The 23683-nt window shown below is 73.8% G+C and carries 16 protein-coding genes; 6 read left to right on the forward strand and 10 right to left on the reverse strand.

Going from position 1 to position 23683, the window contains the following annotated elements:
• The first annotated feature begins 18 nt into the window (after positions 1-18).
• Positions 19-336 (forward strand): STAS domain-containing protein, encoded by a 318-nt coding sequence (locus GA0070608_RS02305; protein ID WP_245715670.1) that lies wholly within the window; start codon positions 19-21, stop codon positions 334-336.
• A gap of 71 nt (positions 337-407) precedes the next feature.
• On the opposite strand, the gene GA0070608_RS02310 is transcribed toward GA0070608_RS02305, so the two are convergent.
• The 8 genes from GA0070608_RS02310 to GA0070608_RS02345 all read right to left on the reverse strand — a co-directional run bounded on the left by GA0070608_RS02310 (position 408) and on the right by GA0070608_RS02345 (position 13309).
• The gene (locus GA0070608_RS02310; protein WP_091620781.1) at positions 408-4073 is read right to left on the reverse strand and encodes a SpoIIE family protein phosphatase; all 3666 of its coding nucleotides are present in this window, start codon (positions 4071-4073) and stop codon (positions 408-410) included.
• 390 nt (positions 4074-4463) lie between these two features.
• Complete coding sequence (locus GA0070608_RS02315) at positions 4464-5231, reverse strand: 3-oxoacyl-ACP reductase (RefSeq protein ID WP_091620785.1); 768 nt, start codon at positions 5229-5231, stop codon at positions 4464-4466.
• A gap of 3 nt (positions 5232-5234) precedes the next feature.
• Positions 5235-6593 (reverse strand): aldehyde dehydrogenase family protein, encoded by a 1359-nt coding sequence (locus GA0070608_RS02320; RefSeq protein WP_091634144.1) that lies wholly within the window; start codon positions 6591-6593, stop codon positions 5235-5237.
• 222 nt (positions 6594-6815) lie between these two features.
• Positions 6816-8180, reverse strand: coding sequence for a glutamine synthetase family protein (locus GA0070608_RS02325; protein ID WP_091620789.1), 1365 nt, complete (start codon positions 8178-8180; stop codon positions 6816-6818).
• Positions 8181-8686: 506 nt separating this feature from the next.
• Positions 8687-9187, reverse strand: coding sequence for a DUF456 domain-containing protein (locus tag GA0070608_RS02330; RefSeq protein ID WP_091620792.1), 501 nt, complete (start codon positions 9185-9187; stop codon positions 8687-8689).
• Positions 9184-11358: a putative bifunctional diguanylate cyclase/phosphodiesterase gene (locus tag GA0070608_RS02335; RefSeq protein WP_091620796.1), complete on the reverse strand. Its 2175-nt coding sequence runs from the start codon at positions 11356-11358 to the stop codon at positions 9184-9186. The genes GA0070608_RS02330 and GA0070608_RS02335 overlap by 4 nt, the downstream gene beginning before the upstream one ends.
• Positions 11359-11362: 4 nt before the next feature.
• Positions 11363-12181 carry an SAM-dependent methyltransferase gene (locus tag GA0070608_RS02340; RefSeq protein WP_091620800.1) on the reverse strand — a complete coding sequence of 273 codons (819 nt, stop codon included), beginning with the start codon at positions 12179-12181 and terminating at the stop codon, positions 11363-11365.
• 252 nt (positions 12182-12433) lie between these two features.
• Complete coding sequence (locus tag GA0070608_RS02345) at positions 12434-13309, reverse strand: aldo/keto reductase (RefSeq protein ID WP_326564343.1); 876 nt, start codon at positions 13307-13309, stop codon at positions 12434-12436.
• 176 nt (positions 13310-13485) lie between these two features.
• Between GA0070608_RS02345 and GA0070608_RS02350 the strand changes: the two genes are divergently transcribed.
• Positions 13486-14118, forward strand: a complete 633-nt coding sequence (locus tag GA0070608_RS02350) for a TetR/AcrR family transcriptional regulator (RefSeq protein WP_091620807.1) — start codon at positions 13486-13488, stop codon at positions 14116-14118.
• Between the two features lie 69 nt (positions 14119-14187).
• Here GA0070608_RS02350 and pcaF read toward each other — a convergent pair whose 3' ends face one another.
• The gene (gene pcaF, locus GA0070608_RS02355) at positions 14188-15390 is read right to left on the reverse strand and encodes a 3-oxoadipyl-CoA thiolase (protein ID WP_091620812.1); all 1203 of its coding nucleotides are present in this window, start codon (positions 15388-15390) and stop codon (positions 14188-14190) included.
• Positions 15391-15496: 106 nt separating this feature from the next.
• On the opposite strand from pcaF, the gene GA0070608_RS02360 reads away from it, so the two are divergent.
• The 4 genes from GA0070608_RS02360 (at position 15497) to GA0070608_RS02375 (ending at position 19849) form a co-directional block, all read left to right on the forward strand.
• Positions 15497-16462 (forward strand): glutathione S-transferase family protein, encoded by a 966-nt coding sequence (locus GA0070608_RS02360; RefSeq protein ID WP_091620815.1) that lies wholly within the window; start codon positions 15497-15499, stop codon positions 16460-16462.
• Positions 16455-17090 (forward strand): DUF998 domain-containing protein, encoded by a 636-nt coding sequence (locus GA0070608_RS02365; RefSeq protein ID WP_091620821.1) that lies wholly within the window; start codon positions 16455-16457, stop codon positions 17088-17090. Before GA0070608_RS02360 ends, GA0070608_RS02365 begins: the two co-directional genes overlap by 8 nt.
• A 258-nt stretch (positions 17091-17348) precedes the next feature.
• On the forward strand, positions 17349-18650 hold the full coding sequence (locus GA0070608_RS02370; protein ID WP_176733921.1) for a dicarboxylate/amino acid:cation symporter: 1302 nt from the start codon (positions 17349-17351) through the stop codon (positions 18648-18650).
• A gap of 134 nt (positions 18651-18784) precedes the next feature.
• On the forward strand, positions 18785-19849 hold the full coding sequence (locus GA0070608_RS02375) for an NADH:flavin oxidoreductase/NADH oxidase (RefSeq protein WP_091620829.1): 1065 nt from the start codon (positions 18785-18787) through the stop codon (positions 19847-19849).
• Between the two features lie 115 nt (positions 19850-19964).
• Here the strand turns inward: GA0070608_RS02375 and GA0070608_RS02380 are convergent, their stop codons facing one another.
• On the reverse strand, positions 19965-23579 hold the full coding sequence (locus GA0070608_RS02380) for an ABC transporter ATP-binding protein (protein ID WP_091620833.1): 3615 nt from the start codon (positions 23577-23579) through the stop codon (positions 19965-19967).
• Positions 23580-23683: the final 104 nt, after the last annotated feature.

A 23683-nucleotide genomic window follows, 5' to 3' on the forward strand; every position in this document is an offset into this window, starting at 1 on the left:
CTGTGCCATTGTGGCTCCGTGGATCAAGGGGGTGGCACGTCTCCCGTCTTCTCCGCCAGTGCGGAGATCGACGGCGGCCACCTCCGTGTCCTGGTGGCCGGCGAGGTCGACATGGCCACCGCCGACGTCATGTTCTCCACCGCGCTGCGGGAGCCGGCCGAACGGTTGACGCTCGACCTGCGGGCGGTCACCTTCTTCGACTCGGCGGCGATCCACGCCGTGGTCCGGCTGGCCCAGCACTACCCCGACGCGCTCACCGTGCTGCCGTCACGGCAGGTCCACCGGGTGCTGGACATCTCCGGCCTGGGCGACCAGGCCTGGCTCCGCCCGGCCTGAGCCCCGCGCCACCGGATCCGCCCCGCGGCCGGCGACCGGTCGCCGCCGGAACGCCGCCGCCGGTCGCGCGCTCAGTCCGCCAGCCGCCGGCGCAGCGTCACCTCGGTCCCCTCGGCGGTACGGGTCACCGACAGCTCCCCCAACGCCTCGATCAGGGCCAGCCCCCGGCCCCGGAAGCCCGATCCGCTCGACTCCCGCCACCGGCCGCTGTCGCGCACGGTGGCGACCACCGTACGGTCGCAGACGGTCACCTCGACGCTGATCGTCGGCTCGACCGGCTCGACCGGGTGCTCGATGGCGTTGGCGGCGGCCTCGGAGACGGCGACGGTCAGGTCGAACAAATCCGTCTCGGTGACGCGGTGCGCGACGAGGAAGCCCTCCAGCCGCTTACGCAGCACGCTGAGCCGGGTGGGGTCGGCCGGCAGCCGCAGCGTGAACCGGTTGAGTTCCGCCGCCTCCAGGGCGAGCACCGCGACGTCGTCGCGCAGGGGCCGCCCGACGACCCCTTCCACCACGGCGTCGATCAGGTCGGTGACGTGCTCGCCGGGCGTGGCCGCGTCCTGGCGGAGCCGGGCCAGCGCGGCGTCGATGCCGAGCTGCCGATCCTCGATCAGCCCGTCGGTGTAGAGCAGCAGCCGGCTCCCGGCGGCCAACTCCCCCTCGACCGTCCGGTAGGTCGTGTCGGGGATCGCCCCGATCGGCGGCCCGAGCGCCCGGTCGTGCAGGAACACCACGTCGTCTCCCCGGATCAGGAGAGGGGACGGGTGACCGGCGCTGGCGTACCGCAACCGGCCGGTGCGGGGACTGAACCACAGGCAGAACACGGTCGCGAAGGAGCGGCCCTCGGTCGTGTCGACGAGCCGGTTGAGCCGGGTCAGCGACTCACCGGGGTCGAAGCCCTCCAGGACGTACGCCCGCAGCGCGTTGCGAAGCTGGCCCATCGCCGCGGCCGCGCGGACACCTTTGCCGACCACGTCGCCGATCGCGAGCACCAACTCGTCGTCGCCGAGGGCGACGACGTCGTACCAGTCTCCGCCGACCTCCACGTCCGCGCTGCCCGGTAGGTAGCGGCTGGCCACCACGGCGCCCGGCAACTGCGGCAGCGACCGGGGCAGCAGGCTGTGCTGGAGCGTGGTGGCGATGCGGTGCTCGGCCTCGTAGAGCTGGGCGTTCTCCAGCCGCACCCCGACCAGCCGGGCGAGCTGGGTGAGCGCCGCCTCGTCGGTGCGGGTCCCGTCGCCGTCGGGGCGCCAGACCCGCATTTCGCCGAGCTGTTCGCCGGCGGTGCCGGTCAGCGGCAGCACGAAGGACGGCTCGATCGAGGCCAGCCCGCCGCCGTCGGCCTCGAAGCGCATCCCGGTGGCCGAGACCACCACCCGGGCGGCCTCGGCGAGGCTCAGGGCGTGCCGCGCGGCGACCTGGAGCACGTCGGCCGTGGAGCGGGCCGTGTTGACCGCGACCGCCGCGTCGGCCAGGGCCCGCAGCCCCCGGATGATCTGGCCGCGAAGCTGTCCCAGCTCGACGTTGGCCCGAACCCGGGCGACCAGTTCCTGGCTCGAGAAGGGTTTGGTGAGGTAGTCGTCGGCGCCGACCGCGAGCCCGGCGACCTCCTCGGCGGAGCCGGCCCGGGCGGAGAGCAGCACGATCGGCACATGCCGGGTACGCGGATCCGCGCGCAACGCCGCGACCAGCCCGAACCCGTCCAGCCGGGGCATCATGACGTCGGTCAGCACCAGGTCGAACGAGCCGTCGACGGCGTGCCGTAGGGCCTCGACGCCGTCGGCGACCGCGACCACCTCCCACGACGGGGAGAGCAGCCGGCTGACGTGCTCGCGCAGGTCGGCGTTGTCGTCGGCGACCAGGATCCGGCCGGCGGCGCCGGTCCCCCGGGCCGAGCCGGCAGCGCCGGCCGGCCCGGGGGCGGTCCAGAGCCCCGTCTCCGCGACGTAGAGGTCGGCCTGCGCCAGCTCGCCCGGCACCGGGGGGTCGGCGTCGGCGATCCGTTCGGCGGGCAGGTGCCCGAATCCGAACGGGACGGTCACCGTGAACGTGCTGCCCTCGTCGACGCGGCTGCGCACGGCCACCTCACCGCCGTGCATCTCGACCAGCTCGCGGACCAGCGCCAGGCCGATCCCGGTGCCCTCGTGGCTGCGCGATCGCACCCCCGGCACCCGGTGGAAGCGCTCGAAGACCTGCGCCAGCTCCGCCGGCACGATGCCGACGCCGGTGTCGGTGACCTCCAGCCTGGCGGCCCCGTCGACCGCGCGGACCCGCACCCGGATCTCGCCGTCGAAGGTGAACTTCACCGCGTTCGAGACCAGGTTGAGGACGATCTTCTCCCACATGTCCCGGTCCACGAAGACCGGCGCCGGCAACGGCGGGCAGTCCACGACCAGGCGCAGCCCGGCCCGCTGGGTGGCCGACCGGAACGTGCTGGCCAGGCGGGAGGTGTAGTCGGCGAGGTCGGTGGGCTGGTAGCGGGCAGCCAGCCGCCCGGACTCCAGCCGGGAGAAGTCGAGCACGGTGTTCACCAGCTTGAGCAGCCGCAGCGCGTTGCGGTGCATGATGGTGAGCCGGGCGGTGTACGTCTCGGGCAACGCCGGGTCGGCCAGCAGGTCCTCCAGCGGGCCGAGCACCAGGGTCAGCGGGGTGCGGAACTCGTGGCTGACGTTGGCGAAGAAGTTGGTCTTGGCCCGGTCGAGGGCGGCCAGCTCGGCGGCGCGGGCGCGTTCCTGCTCGTACGCCTGCTGCCGGCCGACGGCGCGGGAGATCTGCGCGGCGACCAGGTCGAAGAAGTCCCGGTACTCGTCGGTGAGCGGCTGCCTGCGGGCGATCCCGACCGCCAGTGAGCCGACGGTCTCGGTCCCGGCGGTGATCGGCAGCACCAGCGCCTGCCCCGTCGCGTCGGCCGGGGCCCCGGTGATCAGGTCCGTCACGGCGACGGTGGCGGCGGTGCCGGTGGCGACGACCTCGCCGAGCGGCGCCGGCGAGGGGATGGTGACCGTCCGGGGGTCGACCCCGCTGGAACCGACCAACGTGAGGTTTCCGGCCTCGTCGAGGAGATGCACCAGCGCGTACGGCACGTCCGGCCGGTGCCGGTCGAGCACCGCCGCGGCGGCCCGGCCGAGTTCGGCGCGGCTGTCCACCTCGGCCAGTTCGGTCCCCAGCTCCGCCAGCAGCCGCAGCCGGCGCTCCCCGACCACCCGGCCGGTGGTCTCGTTGACGATGCAGAAGATGCCGTCGACGCTGCCGTCGGCACCCAGGATCGGGTCGTAGGAGACGTCGAAGTACGTCTCCTCCAGGAAACCGTGGCGGTCGAGCAGGAAGGGGTGGTCCTCCGCCCGGTACGACCGGCCGTCGCGGCGTACACCCGCCAGCAGCGGCCCGAGCACGCTCCAGGTCTCCGCCCAGTGCTCGCGGGCCGGCCGGCCCAGCACGTCCGGGTGCTTGCCGCCGATGGTGGGGCGGTAGGCGTCGTTGTAGAAGGCCAGCTCGTCCTCGCCCCAGAACATGACGATCTGCGCGCTGGAGGCGAGCATCATGCTGATCGCCGAACAGAGCGCCGCCGGCCAGCGGTCGGGGGTGCCCAGCGGGGTGGTGGACCAGTCGAGGTGGCTCATCCGTTCGCCCATCGCGCCGCCGCTGGCGAAGGCTGCGGCCAGCAGCGGGGGGAACTCCCCGGTGCGGACAGGATCGGACGGGCGGCCCTCGTCCACGCCCCCCTGGGCCGAGCTCATAGTTCCTCCCGCTCCGGCCGTCACCGCCTCGGCCCGGTGGGTCCAACCGGCCGTGCCCCGCTTGGTACCCCGACGGACGAGCAACGTAACGCATGCCGCCCGGGGTGCGCTGGTTACGTCCGCCGCACCCGGTCGCCATCTCCCCGACAGCGGCGTCGCACGATCAGATCCACGCGGGACGACTGGTCACCCGAAACCGGACCAGCACGGCATTTTCAGTCCCGTGCGTGGGACCACGCGACGCCGGCAAGGCACCACCCGGGCCGGCGGATGTGATGCGCGACACCTCCACTCATCGGCTCCACCGCCGGGACCAGCCCGTCGAGCACCCGCAGCACGTCCGCGTCGTGGTCGGCCGGAGGCAGCCCCCGGTGATCCCGACCAGTCGGCTCACAGCGGGGTGACGTACGCGCCGGTGATGCCGCCGTCCACCACGAACTGCGCGGCGGTCATGAAGGACGAGTCGTCGCTGGCCAGGAACGCCACCGCGGCGGCGATCTCCTCCGGCCTGCCGAACCGCCCCATCGGCACGTGCACCAGCCGGCGGGCGGCCCGCTCCGGGTCGGCGGCGAACAGCTCCAGCAGCAGCGGGGTGGCGACCGGGCCGGGGCAGAGCGCGTTGACCCGGATGCCATCCCGGGCGAACTGCACGCCCAGCTCCCGGGTCATCGCCAACACCCCGCCCTTGCTCGCCGTGTACGCGATCTGCGAGGTGGCCGCCCCCATCAGGGCCACGAACGACGCGGTGTTGATGATCGAGCCCCGGCCCTGCCGGCGCATGTGCGGGATGACGTACTTGCAGCAGAGGTAGACGCTCGTGGTGTTGACCCGCAGCACCCGCTCCCAGGCATCCAGCCCGGTGCTCAGGATGGAGTCGTCCTCTGGCGGGGAGATGCCGGCGTTGTTGAACGCGACGTCGATCCGGCCGTGCCGCCCGGCCACCCCGTCGAAGAGGTCCCGCACGGCCGCCTCGTCGGCGACGTCCGCGGCGACGAACTCGCCCCCGACCTCGCCGGCGGCCCGCTCGCCGGCCGCCACGTCGACGTCCACGCAGACCACCCGGGCCCCCTCGGCGGCGAACCGCCGCACGGTGGCCAGCCCGATCCCGCTGCCCGCTCCGGTGACCACAGCCACCCGGTCCTCAAGACGACCACTCACGTGTCACTCCTCCGTCGCGATGAACACGTTCTTGACGTCGGTGAAGGCGTGCAGCGCGTCCTGGCCCAGCTCGCGGCCCAGCCCGGAGCGCTTCATCCCACCGAACGGCGTCCAGTAGCGCACCGATGAGTGCGAGTTGACGCTGAGGTTGCCCGCCTCCACGGCCCGAGCCACCCGCACCGCCCGGCCCACGTCCCGGGTCCAGATCGAGCCGGACAGTCCGTACTCGGTGTCGTTGGCGAGCCGGATCGCGTCGGCCTCGTCGTCGAACGGGAGCACCGAGACGACCGGGCCGAATATCTCCTCGCGCCAGTGCCGGTCCGCCGGGGAGTCGGCGAGCAGCACCGTCGGGGGGTACCAGAAGCCGGGGCCGTCGGGGCAGGAGCCGGTGAAGGCGACCTTCGCCCCGTCGACGTACCCGGCCACCCGGTCCCGCTGGGCGGCGGAGATCAACGGACCCATCTCGGCGGTCTCCCGGGTCGGATCCTCCACCCGCAGCGCGCGCACCGCCGGTTCGAGCAGCTCCAGGAACCGGTCGTACACCGGCCGTTGGACCAGGATCCGGGACCGGGCGCAGCAGTCCTGCCCGGCATTGTCGAAGACGGCGTACGGGGCGGTGGCCGCCGCCCTCGCCAGATCGGCGTCGGCGAAGACCAGGTTGGCACTCTTGCCGCCCAGCTCCAGGGTCAGCCGCTTCACCTGCGCGGCGCAGCCGGCCATGATCCGGGTGCCGACCTCGGTGGAACCGGTGAAGCAGACCTTGCGGACGGCGGGGTGGGTGACGAACCGCTCCCCCACCACCGACCCGGCGCCCGGCAGCACGGTGAACACGTCGTCGGGCAGTCCCGCCTCGCGCCCCAGCTCGGCCAGGCGCAGCGCGGTCAACGGGGTCAGCTCGGCCGGCTTGAGCACCACGGTGTTGCCGGCCGCGAGCGCCGGCGCGAAACCCCAGGCGGCGATCGGCATCGGGAAGTTCCACGGCACGATCACCCCGACCACGCCGAGCGGCTCGTGGAACGTCACGTCCAGCCCGCCCGGCACCGGGATCTGGTGCCCGGTCAGCCGCTCCGGCGCGCCCGCGTAGTAGTCGAGGACGTCCCGGACGTTGCCCGCCTCCCACCGCGCGTTGCCGATCGGGTGCCCGGAGTTACGCACCTCAAGTCCGGCCAGCTCCTCCACGTGCGCGTCGACCACTGCCGCGAACCGCCGCAACACCCGCGCCCGCTCCCCCGGCGCCACCCCCCGCCACCGCTCGAACGCCACGTGCGCCCGCCCGATCGCGGCATCCGTCTCCCCGACCGAGGTCGAGGGCACTTTCCCCAGCACCTCCCCCGTCGCCGGATCAACCACCTCTGTCGTCACGCCCACCCTTCCCCTCTCCCTCTCTCCCTCTCCCAACACCCCTCGCCCCTCGCCCCTCGCCCCTCGCCCCTCGCCCCTCGCCCCTCGCCCCTCGCCCCTCGCCCGCGATCTTGCAGTTACCGCCCCGGCGAAAGCCGCATATGCCTCAGACCATGGGCACTAAGTGCAAGATCGCGGAGTCGAGAGGGCGGGGCGGGAGGGGGGAGGGTGGGCGGGAGGAGGTCAGAGGCGTTCGAAGCCACGGGTCAGCTCCCAGTCCGTGACGGCGGCGTCGTAGGCCGTCAGCTCGATCCGCGCCTGGTTGGCGTAGTGGGCCAGCACCTCGTCGCCGAACGCCTCGGCGGCCACCGTCGAGGACTCCCAGAGAGCCAGGGCGTCACGGAGTGTGCCGGGGACCCGCTCGGCGTCCGGGTCGTCGTACGCGTTGCCGGTGCACTCCCCGCCCAGCTCCAGCTCCCGCTCGATGCCGTGCACCGCACCGGCGACGAGTGCCGCGATGGCCAGGTACGGGTTCACGTCCGCCCCCGGCACCCGGTTCTCCACCCGCATGCCCTGCCCGTGCCCGACCAGCCGCAGCGCGCAGGTGCGGTTGTCCGTGCCCCAGCGCAGCGCGGTCGGCGCGAACGACCCCGGTTGGTAGCGCTTGTACGAGTTGATGTTCGGGGCGAACAGGAGGCTGAACTCGCGCATCGTGGCCAGCAGCCCGGCCAGCACCCGCCGCCCCGTCACCGACAGCTGCGCCGGCCCGTCGCCGAGCATCGCCGACCGACCGTCGGCGTCGCGCAGCGAGAAGTGGATGTGGCAGGAGTTGCCCTCCCGCGCGTTCGGCTTGGCCATGAAGGTGATCGACATGCCCTCCTGGGCGGCGATCTCCTTCGCCCCGTTCTTGTAGATGACATGGTGGTCGGCGCAGGCCACCGCCTCGTCGTAGCGGAAGGCGATCTCGTGCTGGCCGAGGTTGCACTCGCCCTTCGCGCTCTCCGGGGTGAGCCCCGCCCCGGCCATCTCCCGCCGGATGCGGCGCAGTAACGGCTCCACCCGGGCGGTGCCGAGCAGCGAGTAGTCCACGTTGTACTGGTTCGCCGGGGTGAGGTCGCGGTAGCCGCGCCGCCAGGCGTCCTCGTACGAGTCGCGGAACAGCACGAACTCCAGCTCCGTGCCGGCGTACGCGGTCAGCCCGTGCGCGGTCAGCCGGTCGAGCTGCCGGCGCAGGATCTGCCGGGGCGAGGCGACCACCGGACCGGCCCCGTCCAGCCAGGCCAGGTCGGCCAGGAGCAGTGCGCTGCCCGGCTGCCAGGGCACCCGGCGCAGCGTGTCGAGGTCCGGCACCATGGCGAAGTCGCCGTAGCCGCGTTCCCAGCTCGACATGGCGTACCCGTCGACGGTGTTCATGTCGACGTCGACGGCGAGCAGGTAGTTGCACCCCTCACTGCCGTGGGTGACCACCTGGTCGAGGAAGTAGGGAGCGTGGAACCGCTTGCCCTGCAACCGGCCCTGCATGTCGACCAGGGCCAGCACCACGGTGTCGATCTCGCCCTCGGCGACGGCGACCCGCAGCTGTTCCAGCGTGAGCGGAGCTTTCCTCATCGGCGGGCCTCCATCACCAAGGTCTACTGGCTGACCGGATGACCGTCAATGCCCAGCCCGGCATCCCGACAACCACCCGAGCCGCCGGTGTTGCCGGCCGGGCCCTGTCGAGCTGCCCCGTCTGTGAGACCGGCCCGCGCCAGGCGGCGCGGAGCGCCCTGGGCGGCGGGGCAGCTCGACAGGAGCGGCAGAGCACCTCGGTGGGCGGAGCGCCCCGCCCCGCGGGGCAGCTCGACAGGAGCGGCGGAGGGCACACAACCCCGCCCGACCGGTCCGCCCGGAGCACAGGGTCGACCGGTCGGGCGACCGGGCAAATTGCATTGCCGTACCGACGCGTACGACGCATGCTTGAGCCTGTGACCAGGCCCGATCGCGACGGGCCACCGCCGGGGCGCTCGGACCGCACCGGCACCGCGGCGGCGCGGGGCACGTCACCTCTCTCTCACCCGTACGGCGCTGCGCCGTACCCGACGCCCGCTCCGCGCCGCCGCCCTCACCGCGCCACCTCAGGCCAGCAGCAGACCGGCGACCCAGAGGGCCGCGACGAACAGGCCGGCGAGGAACTCGACAAGCATGGACAGCCCGGCTGCCGCCACCGCCTGCCTCGTCGCCGGCCAGGCCAGCCGGGAGTCGCCCAGCCGCAGCCGCTCCGCCGCCCACACCCCGCCGACGAAGCCGAGCACCAGCCCGATCACCGGGATCACGAAGAAGCCGACCAGCCCCAGCAGGCCACCGGCTAGCAGCGACGAGGTGGGCACGCCGGTGCGTTTCAGGTTCCGACCCGGCCAGGAGTACTTGACGACGGTGCCGACGACGACGACCACGGTGGCGGCGGCGAGCACCGCCCAGCGGCCGGGCCCGGCGCCGCCGAAGAGCGCCCAGACCAGCACCCCGCCCCAACACAGTGGCAGCGCCGGCAGGCCGGGCACCACCACGCCGGCGAGCCCGGCGAGGATCACCAACCCGGCGAGTACGGCGACCGCCGTCTCGGTGTCCGTCAGGCTCATGCCGTCGGCCCCCGATCGTCGCCGCGCAGCCGGGCGGTGATCTCCGCCGCGGGCGCGGGTGGGCCGAAGAACCGTCCCTGCCCGGTGTCGCAGCGCAGCGCGCGCAGCCGCTCGGCCTGCACCCCGGTCTCCACCGCCTCGGCGGTCACCCACAGCTCCAGCGCGTGCGCCAGCCGGACCAGCGCGTCCACGATCCGCTCGTCCCGGTGGTCGGTCACCGCCTCGGCATCCTCGCCCCGGATGCCCTCGACGAACGGGCCGGCCAGCTTCAGGCAGTGGATCGGCAGCCGCCGCAGGTACGCCAGGTTGGAGTAGCCGGTGCCGAAGTCGTCGATCGCCAGCCGTACGCCGAGGGCGGCCAGCCGGTGCAGCGACCGCAGCGGCTCCCCGGCGGTGCCCATCACCGCGCTCTCGGTCAACTCCAGTTGCAGCAGCTCCGCCGGCAGCCCGGTGCAGGCCAGTGCGTCCGCGACGGTGTCCACGATCCCCGGGTCGTCGGCCTGCCGGGCGGCCAGGTTGACGCTCACCACCAGCCGGGCCCGGGGGAACTCGCGCCGCCACGCCTCCGCGTCGCGGCAGGCCTGCCGCAGCACCCACTCGCCGAGCCGGACGATCAGGCCGGTCTCCTCGGCCAGCCCGATGAACCGGTCCGGCCCGATCAGCCCCAGCTCCGGGTGCTGCCACCGGACCAGCGCCTCCACGGCCAGCATCGAGCCCGCCAGCAGGGACACGATCGGCTGGTAGTGCACCACGAACTCGCCCCGGTCCAGCGCCGCCGGCAGCCCGGCGGCCAGGGCGGAGCGGGCGATGTCCCGGGCGCCGCGCTCCGGGTCGTAGACCGCCCACCGACCCCGGCCCTCCGCCTTCGCCCAGTAGAGCGTGGTGTCGGCGGCCTTCATCAGCTCCGAGGCGGTCGTCCCGCCGACCGGGCACTCGACGATGCCGACGCTCGCCGACACCGCGAGCTGGTGCTCGCCGATGCGGACCGGGGCGGAGACCGCGGCCAGGGCCACCTCGGCGACCTCCACCGCGTCGTCGATGCCGGCGCCGTCGTCGACCAGGATGACGAACTCGTCACCACCCATCCGGGCGACGAGGTGACCGCGGCCGGCGACACACTCGGCCAACCGCCCGGCGATCACCACGAGCAACCGGTCGCCGAGGTCGTGGCCGAGGCTGTCGTTGACCGCCTTGAAGCCGTCCAGGTCGAGGAAGCAGACCCCGACCCGGTGGGCCGCGTCGCCGACGTCGAAGACCCGGCTCAGCGTCTCGAAGAACAGGGTCCGGTTGGGCAGACCGGTGAGCGGGTCGTGCAGCGCCTGGAAGCGCAGCCGCTGCTGGAGTTCGTACCGCTCGGTGATGTCCTCGATCATCGCGACGGTGAACCGGGGCCGGCCGTCGTCGTGGCGGATCAGCGAGACGGCCAGGTCCGTCCAGACCACACTGCCGTCCTTGCGGTAGTAGCGTTTCTCCACCCGCGCGCTGTCCTGCTTGCCCTCGATCAGCTCCTGGTAGAGCTCCCACATCCCGGCCGCGTCGTCGGGGTGGAACAGTGCGGCCACGTTGGTCTGTCGCAGTTCCTCGATGGAGTAGCCGAGCATGTCGGCGAACGCCTGGTTGACGTCGATGATCTGACCGTCGATGCCGGCGATGCCGATCCCCATGGCCGCTCCCACGAAGACCGCCCGGAACCGGGCCTCGCTGTCCCGCAGGGCCTGCTCCACCTCGTCGCGAGCCTGCCAGGCCGAGCGGGCGATCCGCTCCTGCTGCGCGAAGGTGCGGTCGCGCAGGGCCCGGGCGAAACCGGCGGCGAGCGCGCCCTGCAACGCCGCGACCCGTTCGGCCGTCTCGTCGCAGTGGGCCAGACCCGGCAGTACCCGGGCGGGGAACCGGTCGCCGAGGGCCTGCACCGACCAGTCGAGCACCCGGGGCTCGGTCAGGTGCTCCTCGACCAGCGCGCGCCCCACCTCCTCGGCCGGCAGGGGCGAGAACGGCTCGGCGAGCAGGGCCTGGGCCAGCCGGACGGCGTGCAGGTGCAGCAGGCGCTCGGTCTCGGCCGCGCTGAGCGGCACGAAACCGAGCCGGCGCACCGCCCGGGCCCACTCGGCCGCGTACCACTGGGCGCCCGACCGGCTGAGGTCGTCACCGCCGGGATCCGGGACGGCGGCCATCGAATCAGGCGGTGGGCCGGTCGTACCGGGCGACGCCGCCGAAGGCGCCGAACCGCTCCGGGTGCTCGTCCACGTCGGAGGGCGAGTCGGGGCGCCACAGCGGCATGTGCACCACGCCCGGCTCCAGGATCGTCCAGTCGCCGAAGAAGCTCGTCACCTCGGCCCGGGAGCGGAGTGTGATCTCGGTGTCGGTGCGCTTCGAGAGACGCTGCGCGTCGAGCATCTCCTGCGGCTGGTCCTCGAACGTGGAGTGCGAGATGACCAGGTGGCTGCCCGGGGCCGCGGCGGCCCGGAGGGTGGCCAGGACGTCGCCGGGGCGGTCGGTGTCGGGGACGAAGTGCACCACCCCGGCGAGCAGGATGCCCAGCGGCTGGCTGAAGTCGAGCAGCCCGAGGCCGCGGGCCTCGGTGAGGATCCGCTCCGGCTCACGCAGGTCGGCGTGGATCACCCCGGTCAGCTCGTCGCCGGCGAGCAGCTCCCGGCTGTGCGCCACCGCGACCGGGTCGATGTCGACGTAGACCACCCGGGCCTTCGGGTTGGCCGTCTGGGCGACCTCGTGCACGTTGCCGACGGTGGGGATGCCGGAGCCGATGTCGAGGAACTGGTCGACGCCGGCGTCGAGCAGCGTCCGTACGGCCCGGCGCAGGAACTCCCGGCCGGCGCGCATCGTCGCCGCCAGGTTGGGGGTCATGCCGGCGATCTGCTCGGCGAGCTGCCGGTCGATCTCGAAGTTGTGCGCCCCGCCGAGGAAATAGTCGTACACCCGGGCCGCGCTCGGGCGGGAGAGGTCGATCTCGGCGGGAAGGCCGTCCGGCATCTGCACTGCTACACCCCATGGTCGTCGCCGCGGTGCGGGAGGGAACCGGATGTCGGGGTGCGTGGCGCACGCGAGGCACCGGCCGACCCGCGGGTCGTGTGGTGCTCACCACTCTAGGCCGGGAACTCCCCGCTCCGGGAGATCCCATGACCCACTTCGTCGACCCTTCCGCCTGCTGTAACGGATCGGACACCGATTCGCGGGCGGCACGGCCGGCGGCGTCCGCGGTCCGAGTCCGGCGTGCGGAGCCGAGGGTCGCTATCCGGCCAGCGCGGTCAGGTCATCGGCGGTGAGGCGGAGGCCGGCCGCTGCGGTGTTCTCCGCCAGATGGTCGAGTGAGCTGGTGCCGGGGATCGCGAGCGTGACCGGCGACCTGGCGAGCAGCCAGGCCAGGGCGACCTGAGCGGTGCTCGCCCGGTAGCGGGTGGCGACCCTCACGATGGGGGCCTGGTCGATCGGGTCCCTTCCCCCGCCTAGCGGAAAGAACGGGACGTACGCGATGCCCTCCTGCTCGCACCGGGTGAGCACGTCGGAGTCGCCCCGGTGGTTCACGTGGAAGTGGTTCTGCACCGCGGCGACGGGCGCGACGGACCGCGCCTCGGCGAGCTGGATCGCGTCGACGTTGCTGACGCCGAGGTGCCGGATCAGCCCTTCGCCGCGAAGCTCCGCCAGGGCGGCGAACCGCTCGCCGATCGATTCGCCGCCCGGCTGGCCCATGCCGCCCACCCGCAGGTAGACCAGGTCGAGGCAGTCCCGGCCGAGGCGGCGCAGGTCTTCCTCGACGAGACCGCGCAGCTGCCCGGCGCTCGCCTGACCGGTGGGCACGACGCCACCCTCCAGGAGCGGGCCGACCTTGGTGGCGATCACCAGGTCGGCGGGGTACGGGGAGAGCGCCTGCCGGATCATCTCGTGCGCCTGGAGGTCACCGAACCCGTAGAAGCCGGCGGTGTCGATGTGGTTCACGCCGAGTTCCACGGCGCGGCGCAGCACCGCGACACCCGCCTCGGGATGCCGTACCCGGCCGCCGAGGGCCAGCCGCATCGCGCCGAAGCCGAGCCGGCTGACCCGCCGGTCACCGCCCAGCAGGAAGTCGCCGGCTGCGGCGGGCATGGTCAGGTTCTCGTCAATTGTCACTACGGCACATCCTTCTCAGGGCGCAGCTGTCCGATATACCGGGGAACGTCTGGCCGCATTCCCGGCGGGTTCCGGGCATGAGCATAATAGGTACGGTACGTACCGTACCTTATAGCGTGGCTGTTGCCCAGCCCCTTCCTCGCCGCGAGGTACGCTTCGGGCCCGAAAGGAACGGGATGGCCGACCAACCGACACCCGACTCGACACCCCAGCCGCCGCGCGCGCCGAGCAGACGGCGCGGGATCGCACTGGAACAGGCGATCCTGCACGCGGCCATGGAGGAGCTCACCGAGAACGGTTACGTCGGGATGACCATGGAGCGGGTCGCTAGCCGCGCCGGCACCAACAAGAACGCCATCTACCGTCGCTGGCCCACCCGGGCCGCGCTGGGCATCGCCGCCTACCGGCAGTTCGTCGTCACCAACACGCAGATCCCGGACACCGGCAGCCTGCGCGGCGACGCGCTGGACCTGCTCCGCCGAGCCAACAGCACCTTCTCGTCACCCATCGGCGGCATCCTGCGCGCCCTGCTGGCCGGCGCCCGCGACGACCCACAACTGCTGGCCCAACTCCAGGAACGCACCGCCGACGCCGGAAGCGCCTCCTGGCTGACCATCCTGGCCCGGGCCGCATCCCGCGGTGAGGTACGACCCGAGGCCCTGCACCCCCGAGTCGCCACCGTGGCCGTCGTGCTGCTGCGCGACGAGTTCATCACCCGCGGGCACCCCGCCGTGCCCGACAGCGTCCTCATCGAGATCATCGACGAGGTCTACCTACCGCTGCTCCGCGGCGTGGCACCGCCCGCCTGACCCGCTGCTCCCGCCCGGCCCGCGACGGGATCCCGACATGCCTCGCGGCCCCGGGGCCGCGACTCCGGATCAGGCGGCTTCGAGCAGCAGCGAGATGCCCTGCCCGACGCCGACGCACATGGTGGCCAACGCCCGCCGGCCGCCCCGGCGGCGCAACTCCAGCGCGGCCGTCAACGCCAGCCGGGCACCGCTGGCGCCGAGCGGATGCCCGAGCGCGATCGCCCCACCGTTCGGGTTGACGTGCTCGGCGTCGGTCGGCAGGCCCAACTCGCGCAGCACCGCGACGGACTGCGCGGCGAACGCCTCGTTCAGCTCGATCACGTCGACCGCGGCCAGGTCGAGGCCGAGGCGGTCGAGCAGCTTGCGGGTGGCCGGCACCGGGCCGACGCCCATCACCCGCGGTGGTACGCCGGCTGCGGCAGCCCCGGCGACCCGGGCCAACGGGGTCAGGCCGTACCGGGCCACGGCCGCCTCGGAGGCGACCAGCAGCGCCACCGCGCCGTCGTTGACGCCCGAGGAGTTGCCGGCGGTCACCGTGCCGCCCTCCCGGAACGGGGTGGGCAGCGCGGCGAGCTTCTCCAGCGAGGTCTCCCGGGGGTGCTCGTCGACCTCGACCAGTTTCGTCTCGCGCCGCCCCGCCGGCACGGTCACTCCCACGATCTCCTCGGCGAACCGGCCGTCGGCCTGCGCCCTGGCCGCCCGCTGCTGCGACCGGTACGCGAACTCGTCCTGCTCGGCGCGGCCGACGCCGTACTCGGCGGCGACGTTCTCCGCCGTCTCCGGCATGGAGTCGATGCCCCAGTGCTTCTTCATCAGCGGGTTCACCAGCCGCCAGCCGATGGTGGTGTCGTAGACCTCGGCGTTACGGGAGAACGGGGTGGTCGCCTTCGGCAGCACGAACGGGGCGCGGCTCATGCTCTCCACCCCGCCGGCCACCACGAGGTCGGCCTCACCCGCCACGACGGACCGGGCGGCGGTGGCAAGGGCGTCCAGGCCGGAGCCGCAGAGCCGGTTGACCGTGCTGCCGGGCACCTCCTCGGGCAGCCCGCCGAGCAGCGCCGCCATCCGGGCCACGTTGCGGTTGTCCTCGCCGGCCTGGTTGGCGCAGCCCAGGATCACGTCGTCGACCCGCGCCCAGTCCACGGACGGGTGCCGGTCGACCAACTCGCGGATCACGTGCGCGGCCAGGTCGTCGGGGCGGACGCCGGCGAGGGCGCCGGCGTACCGGCCGATCGGGGTGCGGACACCGGCCACCAGGTATGCCACGGTCATCGGCGCGATCCTTCGGGGGGTGGGAAGGGGCGGGAGTGGGTGGTCCCGGGTCACGGGGACGCCCGGCCGCCAGGATATCCGCGCCCGCGGCGGATAGGTTGGCGGCATGGCCCGGGCCCAGTTCAGCGCAGAGACCAGCGGCGGCGGCGCGTTCGTCCGCCAACCCAACCGGTTCACCGGTCGGGTCACCCCGCACTCGGCCTCCCCGCCCGGCGGCGGCCCGGACGAGCAGGGCCGCTGGCCGCTGGAGCCGGGCCGCTACCGGCTGATCTGGTGCCGGGCCTGCCCGTGGGCGCACCGGGCCCGGATCGTGCGTGGGCTGCTCGGCCTGGAGGACGCGATCTCCCTCGGCACGGTCGACCCGATCCGCGACGAACGGGGCTGGCGGTTCAGCCTCGACCCCGACGGGTTCGACCCGGTGCTCGGCATCGGCTTCCTCTCCGAGGCGTACCTGGCCACCGACCCCGACTACACCGGCCGGGTCACCGTGCCGGCGCTGGTCGACACGTACACCGGCCGGGTGGTCACCAACGACTACCCGCGGCTCACCCTCGACCTCTCCACCGAGTGGCGCCGGCTGCACAGGCCGGAGGCACCGGACCTCTACCCGGTCGAGCTGCGCCCGGAGCTGGACGCCCTGATGGCGGAGATCCACCGGGACGTGAACAACGGCGTCTACCGGTGCGGCTTCGCCACCTCCCAGGCCGCGTACGACGAGGCGTTCACGGCGCTCTTCGCCCGGCTCGACGCGCTGTCGGTGCGGCTGGCGGACCGGCGCTACCTGATGGGCGACACGATCACCGAGGCCGACGTACGGCTCTTCACCACCCTGGTCCGCTTCGACGTGGCATACCACGGGCACTTCAAGTGCAACCGGCAGAAGCTCACCGAACTGCCGGTGCTCTGGGCGTACGCGCGGGACCTGTTCCAGACGCCGGGCTTCGGCGAGACGGTCGACTTCGAGCACATCAAGCGGCACTACTACGGCACCCACCGGGAGATCAACCCGACGGGCATCGTCCCGCTCGGCCCCGACACGTCCGGCTGGACCACGCCGCACGGGCGTGGCTGAGCCGCACCGGGCCGGCCCGACCGCCACCCCGCCCCGGGCCGCCGCCGCGTCGGCCTCCGCCGCCTGTGTCGTCGCGGGCGCGGTCGCGGTGACCGTCGCCGTGGTCGCCGGTCCCGGCCCGGGTCTGACCGGGTACGTCAGCGAGGCGGGCGTCACCGACAGCGGGTACGCCCCGGCGTACCGGATCGGGGTCTTCGCCCTGGCGGCCGGGGTGCTGCTGCTCGCCGCGGCGCTGCCCCCGGCGTTGCGGGCGGCGGCGGGGCTGCTCGCGGCCGGGAGCGTCTTCGCGCTGGTCTCCGGGGCGGTGACGTGCAGTGCGGGCTGCCCGCTGCCGCCGTTCGAGCGGGCCACCACGGCGGACCTGGTACACGGCGGGGCGAGCATCCTCGCGGTGGCCGCGGTGGTCCTCGCGATGCTGGCGACCACGCTCACCCGGGCCGCCCCGTCGGTGCTGCGCCGGCTGGCCGGGGTGGCCCTGGCAGTGGCCCTGCCGCTGGCGGGCGCGACGGCCGTGGCCCTGGTCACCGTCGGGCGCGGCAGCCTGATCGCGGTCCTGGAGCGGCTGCTGCTGCTGGTGGCCGTCCTCTGGGGCGCGGCCACCGCAACCACCGTCGCCCTCCGCCGGTAGGGAAGGCCCCTGTTGACGCCTGCGGTACATGAAGGGTCCCTCCATACACCTGTAAGGAGCGTCACGGGAGCGGTTCCTTCCGTCGCATCGACTGGTGGCGCTAGCCTCTGCTGGCGATGACCAACGTCTGGCACCTCACCGTGCGCCTGTATGTCGACCTCCGACTGCAGGCCAGCGGCGTCTGTCCGGCGCAGCCGCTCTCCTGACGCTGCCCGTTCGGACCTCCAGACCCTGGGACACACCCTCATGGCTTCCGCCCTGCGCAAGATCCCCTTCTCCGTGCAGATCCTGCTCGGCCTCGTGCTCGGCGTGGCGCTCGGCTTCCTCGCCCGCGCCAACGACCTGAGCTGGCTCACCAGCACCCTCGACACCGTCGGCGGCCTCTTCGTCCAGTTGCTCAAGCTGGCCGTGCCGCCGCTGGTCTTCACCGCCATCGTCGTCAGTGTCGTCAGCCTGCGCGGGGTGGCCAACGCCGCCCGGCTGGCGCTGAAGACGCTGCTCTGGTTCGGCGTCACCGCGCTGATCGCGGTGGGCGTCGGCATCGGGCTCGGCCTGCTGACCGACCCGGGCCGGGGCGTCACCCTCGACACGGCCGGCGCCACCGCGCCCACCAGGACCGGCTCGTGGACCGACTTCCTCACCGGCATCGTGCCGACCAACCCGGTTGGCGCGTTCGTCGACGGCAACGTGCTCCAGATCGTCTTCCTGGCCCTCGTCGTCGGTGCGGCTGCGCTGCTGGTCGGCGAGGCCGCCGAGCCGTTCGTGGCGATCAACCGGGCGCTGCTGGAGATCGTCCAGAAGGCGCTGTGGTGGGTCATCCGGCTCGCCCCGATCGGCACCCTCGGCCTGATCGGCAACGCCGTCGCCTCGTACGGCTGGGACCTGCTGGCCCCGCTCGCGAAGTTCACCACCGCCGTCTACGTCGGCTGCGCGATCGTGCTGTTCGTGGTCTACCCGCTGCTGCTGGTGACCGCCGGCCGGCTCAACCCGCTGCGCTTCTTCGCGGGCGCCTGGCCGGCGATCGAGCTGGCCTTCGTCTCCCGCTCCTCGGTGGGCACCATGCCGGTGACCCAGCGCTCGGTGGAGCGCCTCGGCGTCCCCCGCGAGTACGCCTCGTTCGCGGTGCCGTTCGGCGCCACCACGAAGATGGACGGCTGCGCGGCGGTCTACCCGGCGCTGGCGGCGATCTTCGTCGCCCAGGTCTTCGGGGTCGACCTCGCCGTCACCGACTACCTGCTGATCGCCTTCGTCTCGGTGGTCGGTTCGGCCGCCACCGCCGGCCTGACCGGCGCGATCGTGATGCTCACCCTGACGCTGAGCACGTTGGGCCTGCCGCTGGCCGGCGCCGGCCTGCTGCTGGCGATCGACCCGATCCTCGACATGATCCGCACCGCCACCAACGTCGCCGGTCAGGCGCTGGTGCCGACCATCGTCGCCGCCCGCGAGGGCACCCTGGACCGGGCCGCGTACGACTCGGCCGGCCGTCGGTCGCCGCTCGCCCCGACGGACGCCGACGCCAGCCCGCGCCGCTCCGAGGACCTGACCCCCGCACCGGCCTGAGGTCGGCCCAGCCGGTACCGGGCTGAGCCCGACAAGCGGCTGAGCCCGGTACCGGGCTCAGCCGCCCGCCGCCACGACCCGACGAGTCGGGGAGGTCCCTGCGGGTCCTTCCCGCCGCCGGAGAGGATGACCAGATGAGTGCCCTGTTCACCCCGCTGACCCTGCGCACGGTGACCCTGCCCAACCGGATCGCCCTGGCGCCGATGTGCCAGTACACCGCCGGCCCGGACGGCCTGCCCACCGACTGGCACCTGGTGCACCTGGGCGCCCGGGCGGTGGGCGGTGCCGGCCTGGTGATGACCGAGGCCACTGCCGTGCTGCCCGAGGGGCGGATCAGCCCGCAGGACACCGGGCTCTGGTCCGGGGCGCACGTCGACGCCTGGCGGCCGGTGACCGCGTTCGTCGCCGCGCACGGCGCTGCGCCGGTCGTGCAGCTCGCGCACGCCGGGTTCAAGGCGTCGACGTACCGGCCATGGGCGCCCCTGCGGGGTGGGGTGCCCGACGCGGAGGGCGGCTGGACGCCGGTCGGCCCGGGGTCCGCGCCGTTCGTGCCCGACTACCGGGTGCCGACCGCGCTGGACGAGGCCGGAATCGGCGGCGTCATCGAGGCGTTCGCGGCGGCGGCCGGCCGGGCGGTCGACGCCGGGTTCGCGGCCGTGGAGATCCACGCCGCGCACGGCTACCTGCTGCACGAGTTCCTCTCCCCGCTGACGAACCACCGGCACGACGGCTGGGGCGGGGACCGGGCCGGCCGGATGCGGCTGACCCTGGAGGTGGCCCGGGCGGTCCGCGCGGCGGTCGGCGAGGACGTGCCCGTGCTGGCCCGGATCTCGGCGACCGACTGGGAGCCGGCGGGCTGGACGGTCGAGGACAGCCTGGTGCTCGCCGGGGAGCTGGCCGCCGCCGGGGTGGACCTGGTCGACTGCTCGTCGGGCGGCGCGTCGGCCACCGCCACGATCCCGGTCGGCCCGGGCTACCAGGTGCCGCTGGCCGCCCGGGTGCGCCGGGAGGCGGGGGTGGCTACCGGCGCGGTCGGTCTGATCGTCGAGCCGGAGCAGGCCGAGGAGATCGTCGCGTCCGGCGACGCCGACCTGGTCCTGCTCGGGCGGGAACTCCTGCGGGACCCGTACTGGCCGCACCGGGCCGCCGCCAAGCTCGGCGCCACCCCCTCCTGGCCCGCCCAGTACGCCCGCGCCTGACCCCTCCCACCCGTGATCCCCGTCGATCATGAGGTTGGCGGCGATGTCGATCTCCATCGGTGCCGCCAACCTCATGATCAACGGGTTGGCCGGTGAGGGATGGGGGGTGGGGGGGTCAGCCGGCCAGGTGGGACCAGTGGGGTTCCAGGTCGCGCCAGGGGCCTTGGGCGGCGACCTTGCCGGAGCGGAGGACCACGACGTGGTCGGCCCGGACCAGGGCGGCGCGCTTCGAGGTCGAGCCCACCACGGTCACCCCGTGCTCGCGCAGCGCCTGCCACAGCGCCAGTTCGGTGGTGACGTCCAGCGCCGAGGACACGTCGTCGGCCACCAGCAGTTCGGTACGCGGGGCGAGCGCCCGGGCCAGCGCGAGGCGCTGCAACTGCCCGCCCGAGAGCCGGGTGCCCTTGTGCCCGATCAGCAGCCCGAGCCCGCCCCCGGCCGCCGCCAGGTCGTGGTCGAGCTGGGCGGTCGACACCGCCGCCGCGGCGTCCACCTGGTGGCCGAGGGTGATGTTCTCCGCCACCGTGCCGGAGAGCACCCGGGGCAGCTGGCCGACGTAGCCCACCTGGTGGGGACGCAGGAACAGTTCCGGCTCGGTGACCGGATCGCCGTTCCAGGTCAGCCGGCCGGTGTGCGGCGCGATGCCGGCCAGCGCCCGCAGCAGCGACGACTTGCCCGAGCCGACCGGGCCGACGACCAGCACCAACTGGCCGCGTTCCACCGTCAGGTCGACGTCGCGTACGGCGACCGTCCCGTCGGTGTGCCGGACGCCGAAGCCGGTCAGCTCCAGCCGGCGCAGCGGGTGCCGGGGCGGCACGACGGGCGCCGGGGCGGTTCCCGCGCCGAGGTCCACCTCCGGCACCGCCGCCGAGTACGCCTGCACCCCGGTCATCGCCACCGTCCGCCCGGTCCACACCCGCGCGGACGGGATCTGCGAGATCAGCGACGCCGTCGTCCAGGCGAACCAGCGGGCGGCGGACAGGGTGGCGACCGCGACCAGGGTGGCGCCGGCCGACAGCTGCCCGGTCAGGAACAGCGCCCACGCGCCGATCGGCAACAGGCCGCTGACCAGCGACGGGGTCGACCGGGACCAGACCTGCACCACGATCTCCCGGCGTTGCCGGTCGCTGCGGACCACGTCGAGGTCGGCCAGGTGGGCCAGCACCGGGCGGGTAGCCCCGGCGAGTTTGACCGTACGGGCGGCCGACAGCGAGGAGACCAGCGCGGTGGCGAACGCGGCCCGGGCCGTGACGGTGGCCCGCGCGGAACGCTCCAGTTTGGGGCCGAACAGTGTCGCGGCCAGCCCGGAGACCAGCATCGTGCCGGCGAAGAAGAGCCCCGGCACCAGGCTGCCGGTGACGGCGGTCATCGTGACCAGGAGCAGGAGCGAGATCACCTGGTCCATCACGTTGTCGGCGAGCTGCACGACCCGCTCGGTGTCGCCGCCCTGGGCCACCACCTCGGCCGGCGTGTGCCCGCTGACCCGGCGCGGCCCGGTCTGGCCGTGCACGAGGCGCAGGCTGATCCGCAGCATCTGCCGGACCCACCACTGCGGGAACCGCAGGCCGGTGAAGTACGGCACCGGCAGGGTCACCAGCAGGCCGACGACGATCCCCAGCGCCGGCTTCCACGGGTCGCCGGTGCCGTCGACCAGGTCGGCCCAGAGCCAGGGCAGCACCGGCCCCTCCAGCCAGAGGAGCACGAGCAGCAGGAACAACGAGATCGAGGCCAGCCCGTACCGCGCGTCGTTGACGCACAGCCGCAGGATCTCCCGCAGGCCACGCAGTCCTCGCGGCCCGCGCTCGGCTTCGGCGGCCGACTCCCCCGGCTTCCCGGACCGGCCGCCGCCCGCTTGGCCGTCATGTGCCCGGCCGTCGACCGCTTGGCCGCCGACCGAATGGCCGCCGACCGGCTCGTCCGGCGGGCCGACCGACAGCAGGACCGGCGGGTTGGCCTCCTCCGGGCCGGTGGGCCACGGGTCCGACGGGCCGGTCAGCAGATCCACCCCGCCGGAGCGGCCCGCCGGAGCCGCGCCGCCCCCCGGAGCCGCGTGGGCGTACGCGGCGGCGTGGCTGGTGGCGAGCAGCTCGGCGAAGCGTTCCGAGGAGCGCAGCGGCCCGGCCTCGACCACCGTGCCGTCGGCCATCACCACCACCTCGTCGCAGCGGCGTACGGAGGAGAGGCGGTGTGCGATGACGATGCCGATCCGGTCGCGCAGCAGCCGCTCGGTGGCCTGCTGCACCCGCGCCTCGGTCACCGGGTCGAGGCGGGCGGTGGCCTCGTCGAGGATCACCACGTGCGGGTCGCGCACCAAAATCCGGGCGAAGGCGACGAGCTGCTCCTGGCCGGCCGAGAGCACGTGCCCGCCCTCGCCCAGCCGGGTGTCGAGGCCGTCGGGCAGCTCGGCGATCCAGGCGTCCAGCCCCAGCTCGCGCAGCGCCCCGGCGGCGGCGTCGAGCAGGCCCGGGTCGAACAGCGCGACGTTCTCGGCGAGGGTGCCGGCGAGGATCTCGGTGCGCTGGGGCACCACGGCGACCCACCGGCGCAGCCGCTCGACGTCGAGGTCGCACAGGTCGTCGCCGGCCAGCAAGACCGTCCCGGCCGGCACGTCGACGGCCCGGGTGAGCACCTTGGCCAGGGTGGACTTGCCGGAGCCGGTCCGGCCGACCAGGGCGTACGAGCGGCCCCGGACGAAGGTCAGGTCGACGTCGCACAGCGCGGGGCCGCGCCCGTCGTCGGCACCCGCGTAACGGAAGGTGAGGCCCCGCACCACCAGGTCCCCCTCGGTCGGGGTGGTGCCGCCCACCGGCTCCTGCGGGGAGTCCGCCAGCAACTGCACCCGGCCCCACGCGCCGAGGGCGTACTGGAGTTCGGGAACCATCCGGCTGACGTGCTCGACGGTCATGCCGAAGCCGATGGCGAGCAGCCAGATCGCGGTGAGCCGGGCGCCGTCGACCCGGTCGGTGACCAGCGCCCACGCGCCACCGAGCACCACGGCCGCGATGCCCACCCGGATGGCCCCCGCGGCGATCGTCGTGACCTGGGCGGACATCCGCCACACCCGCACCCCCCGGCTGATCACCTCGGCCGCCCGGCGGGCGTAGAGGCGCAGCACGTACGGCCGGGCCAGGCTGGTGCGCACGTCGTCCTGGCCGTGGATGGCCTCCTCCATCACCGCGGCGAGGTCGGACCAGGCCTCCTCCTCGGTCATCCGGGCCGGGCCGATCCGCGCGGCGGGCTTGCGCAGGCCGACCACCAGCAGCACGGTGAGCAGCAGCATCCCGACGCCGGCCGGCCACCACACGGCGAGGGCGACGACGGTCGACAGCACGCCGGTCGCCAGCCCCTGCGCGATCCGTACGCCCTGGCTGCGCACCGCGGCGGCGACCTGGTAGACGTCGCCGTCGATGCGGTCGAGCAGTTCGCCGACCGGGGTGGTCTCCAGGGTCGGCAGGTCCTGCCCGAGCGCGACCCGGCACAGCCGGCGGCGCACGTCGGCGGACCAGTCGGCGGTCAGCCCGGCCATCAGCAGGCTCGCCGCGAGGTCGGTGAGGACGGCGGCGACCAGCGCCACGGCGAGCAGCGCGAAGAACCCGGTGGCACGGTGCACCAGGACGGGGCCGGCCAGCGCGGCGGCGGCGGCCTGACCGCCGGCGCCAAGCACGATCAGGCAGGTGACGATCGCCATTCGGCGGGGCGAGGTGGCCCACAGGTCCCGGAGCAGACGCATGAGAAGTCCCTTCGGGAAGAACTGGGGCGAAGTACCCAGCCTGCTCGGGATGGCCGGCCGGCTCAACGCATTTTCGGGCGGGCCGACCGGCGGACCCTGGGCCG

This window comes from Micromonospora peucetia (assembly GCF_900091625.1).
Taxonomy (GTDB): Bacteria; Actinomycetota; Actinomycetes; order Mycobacteriales; family Micromonosporaceae; genus Micromonospora; species Micromonospora peucetia.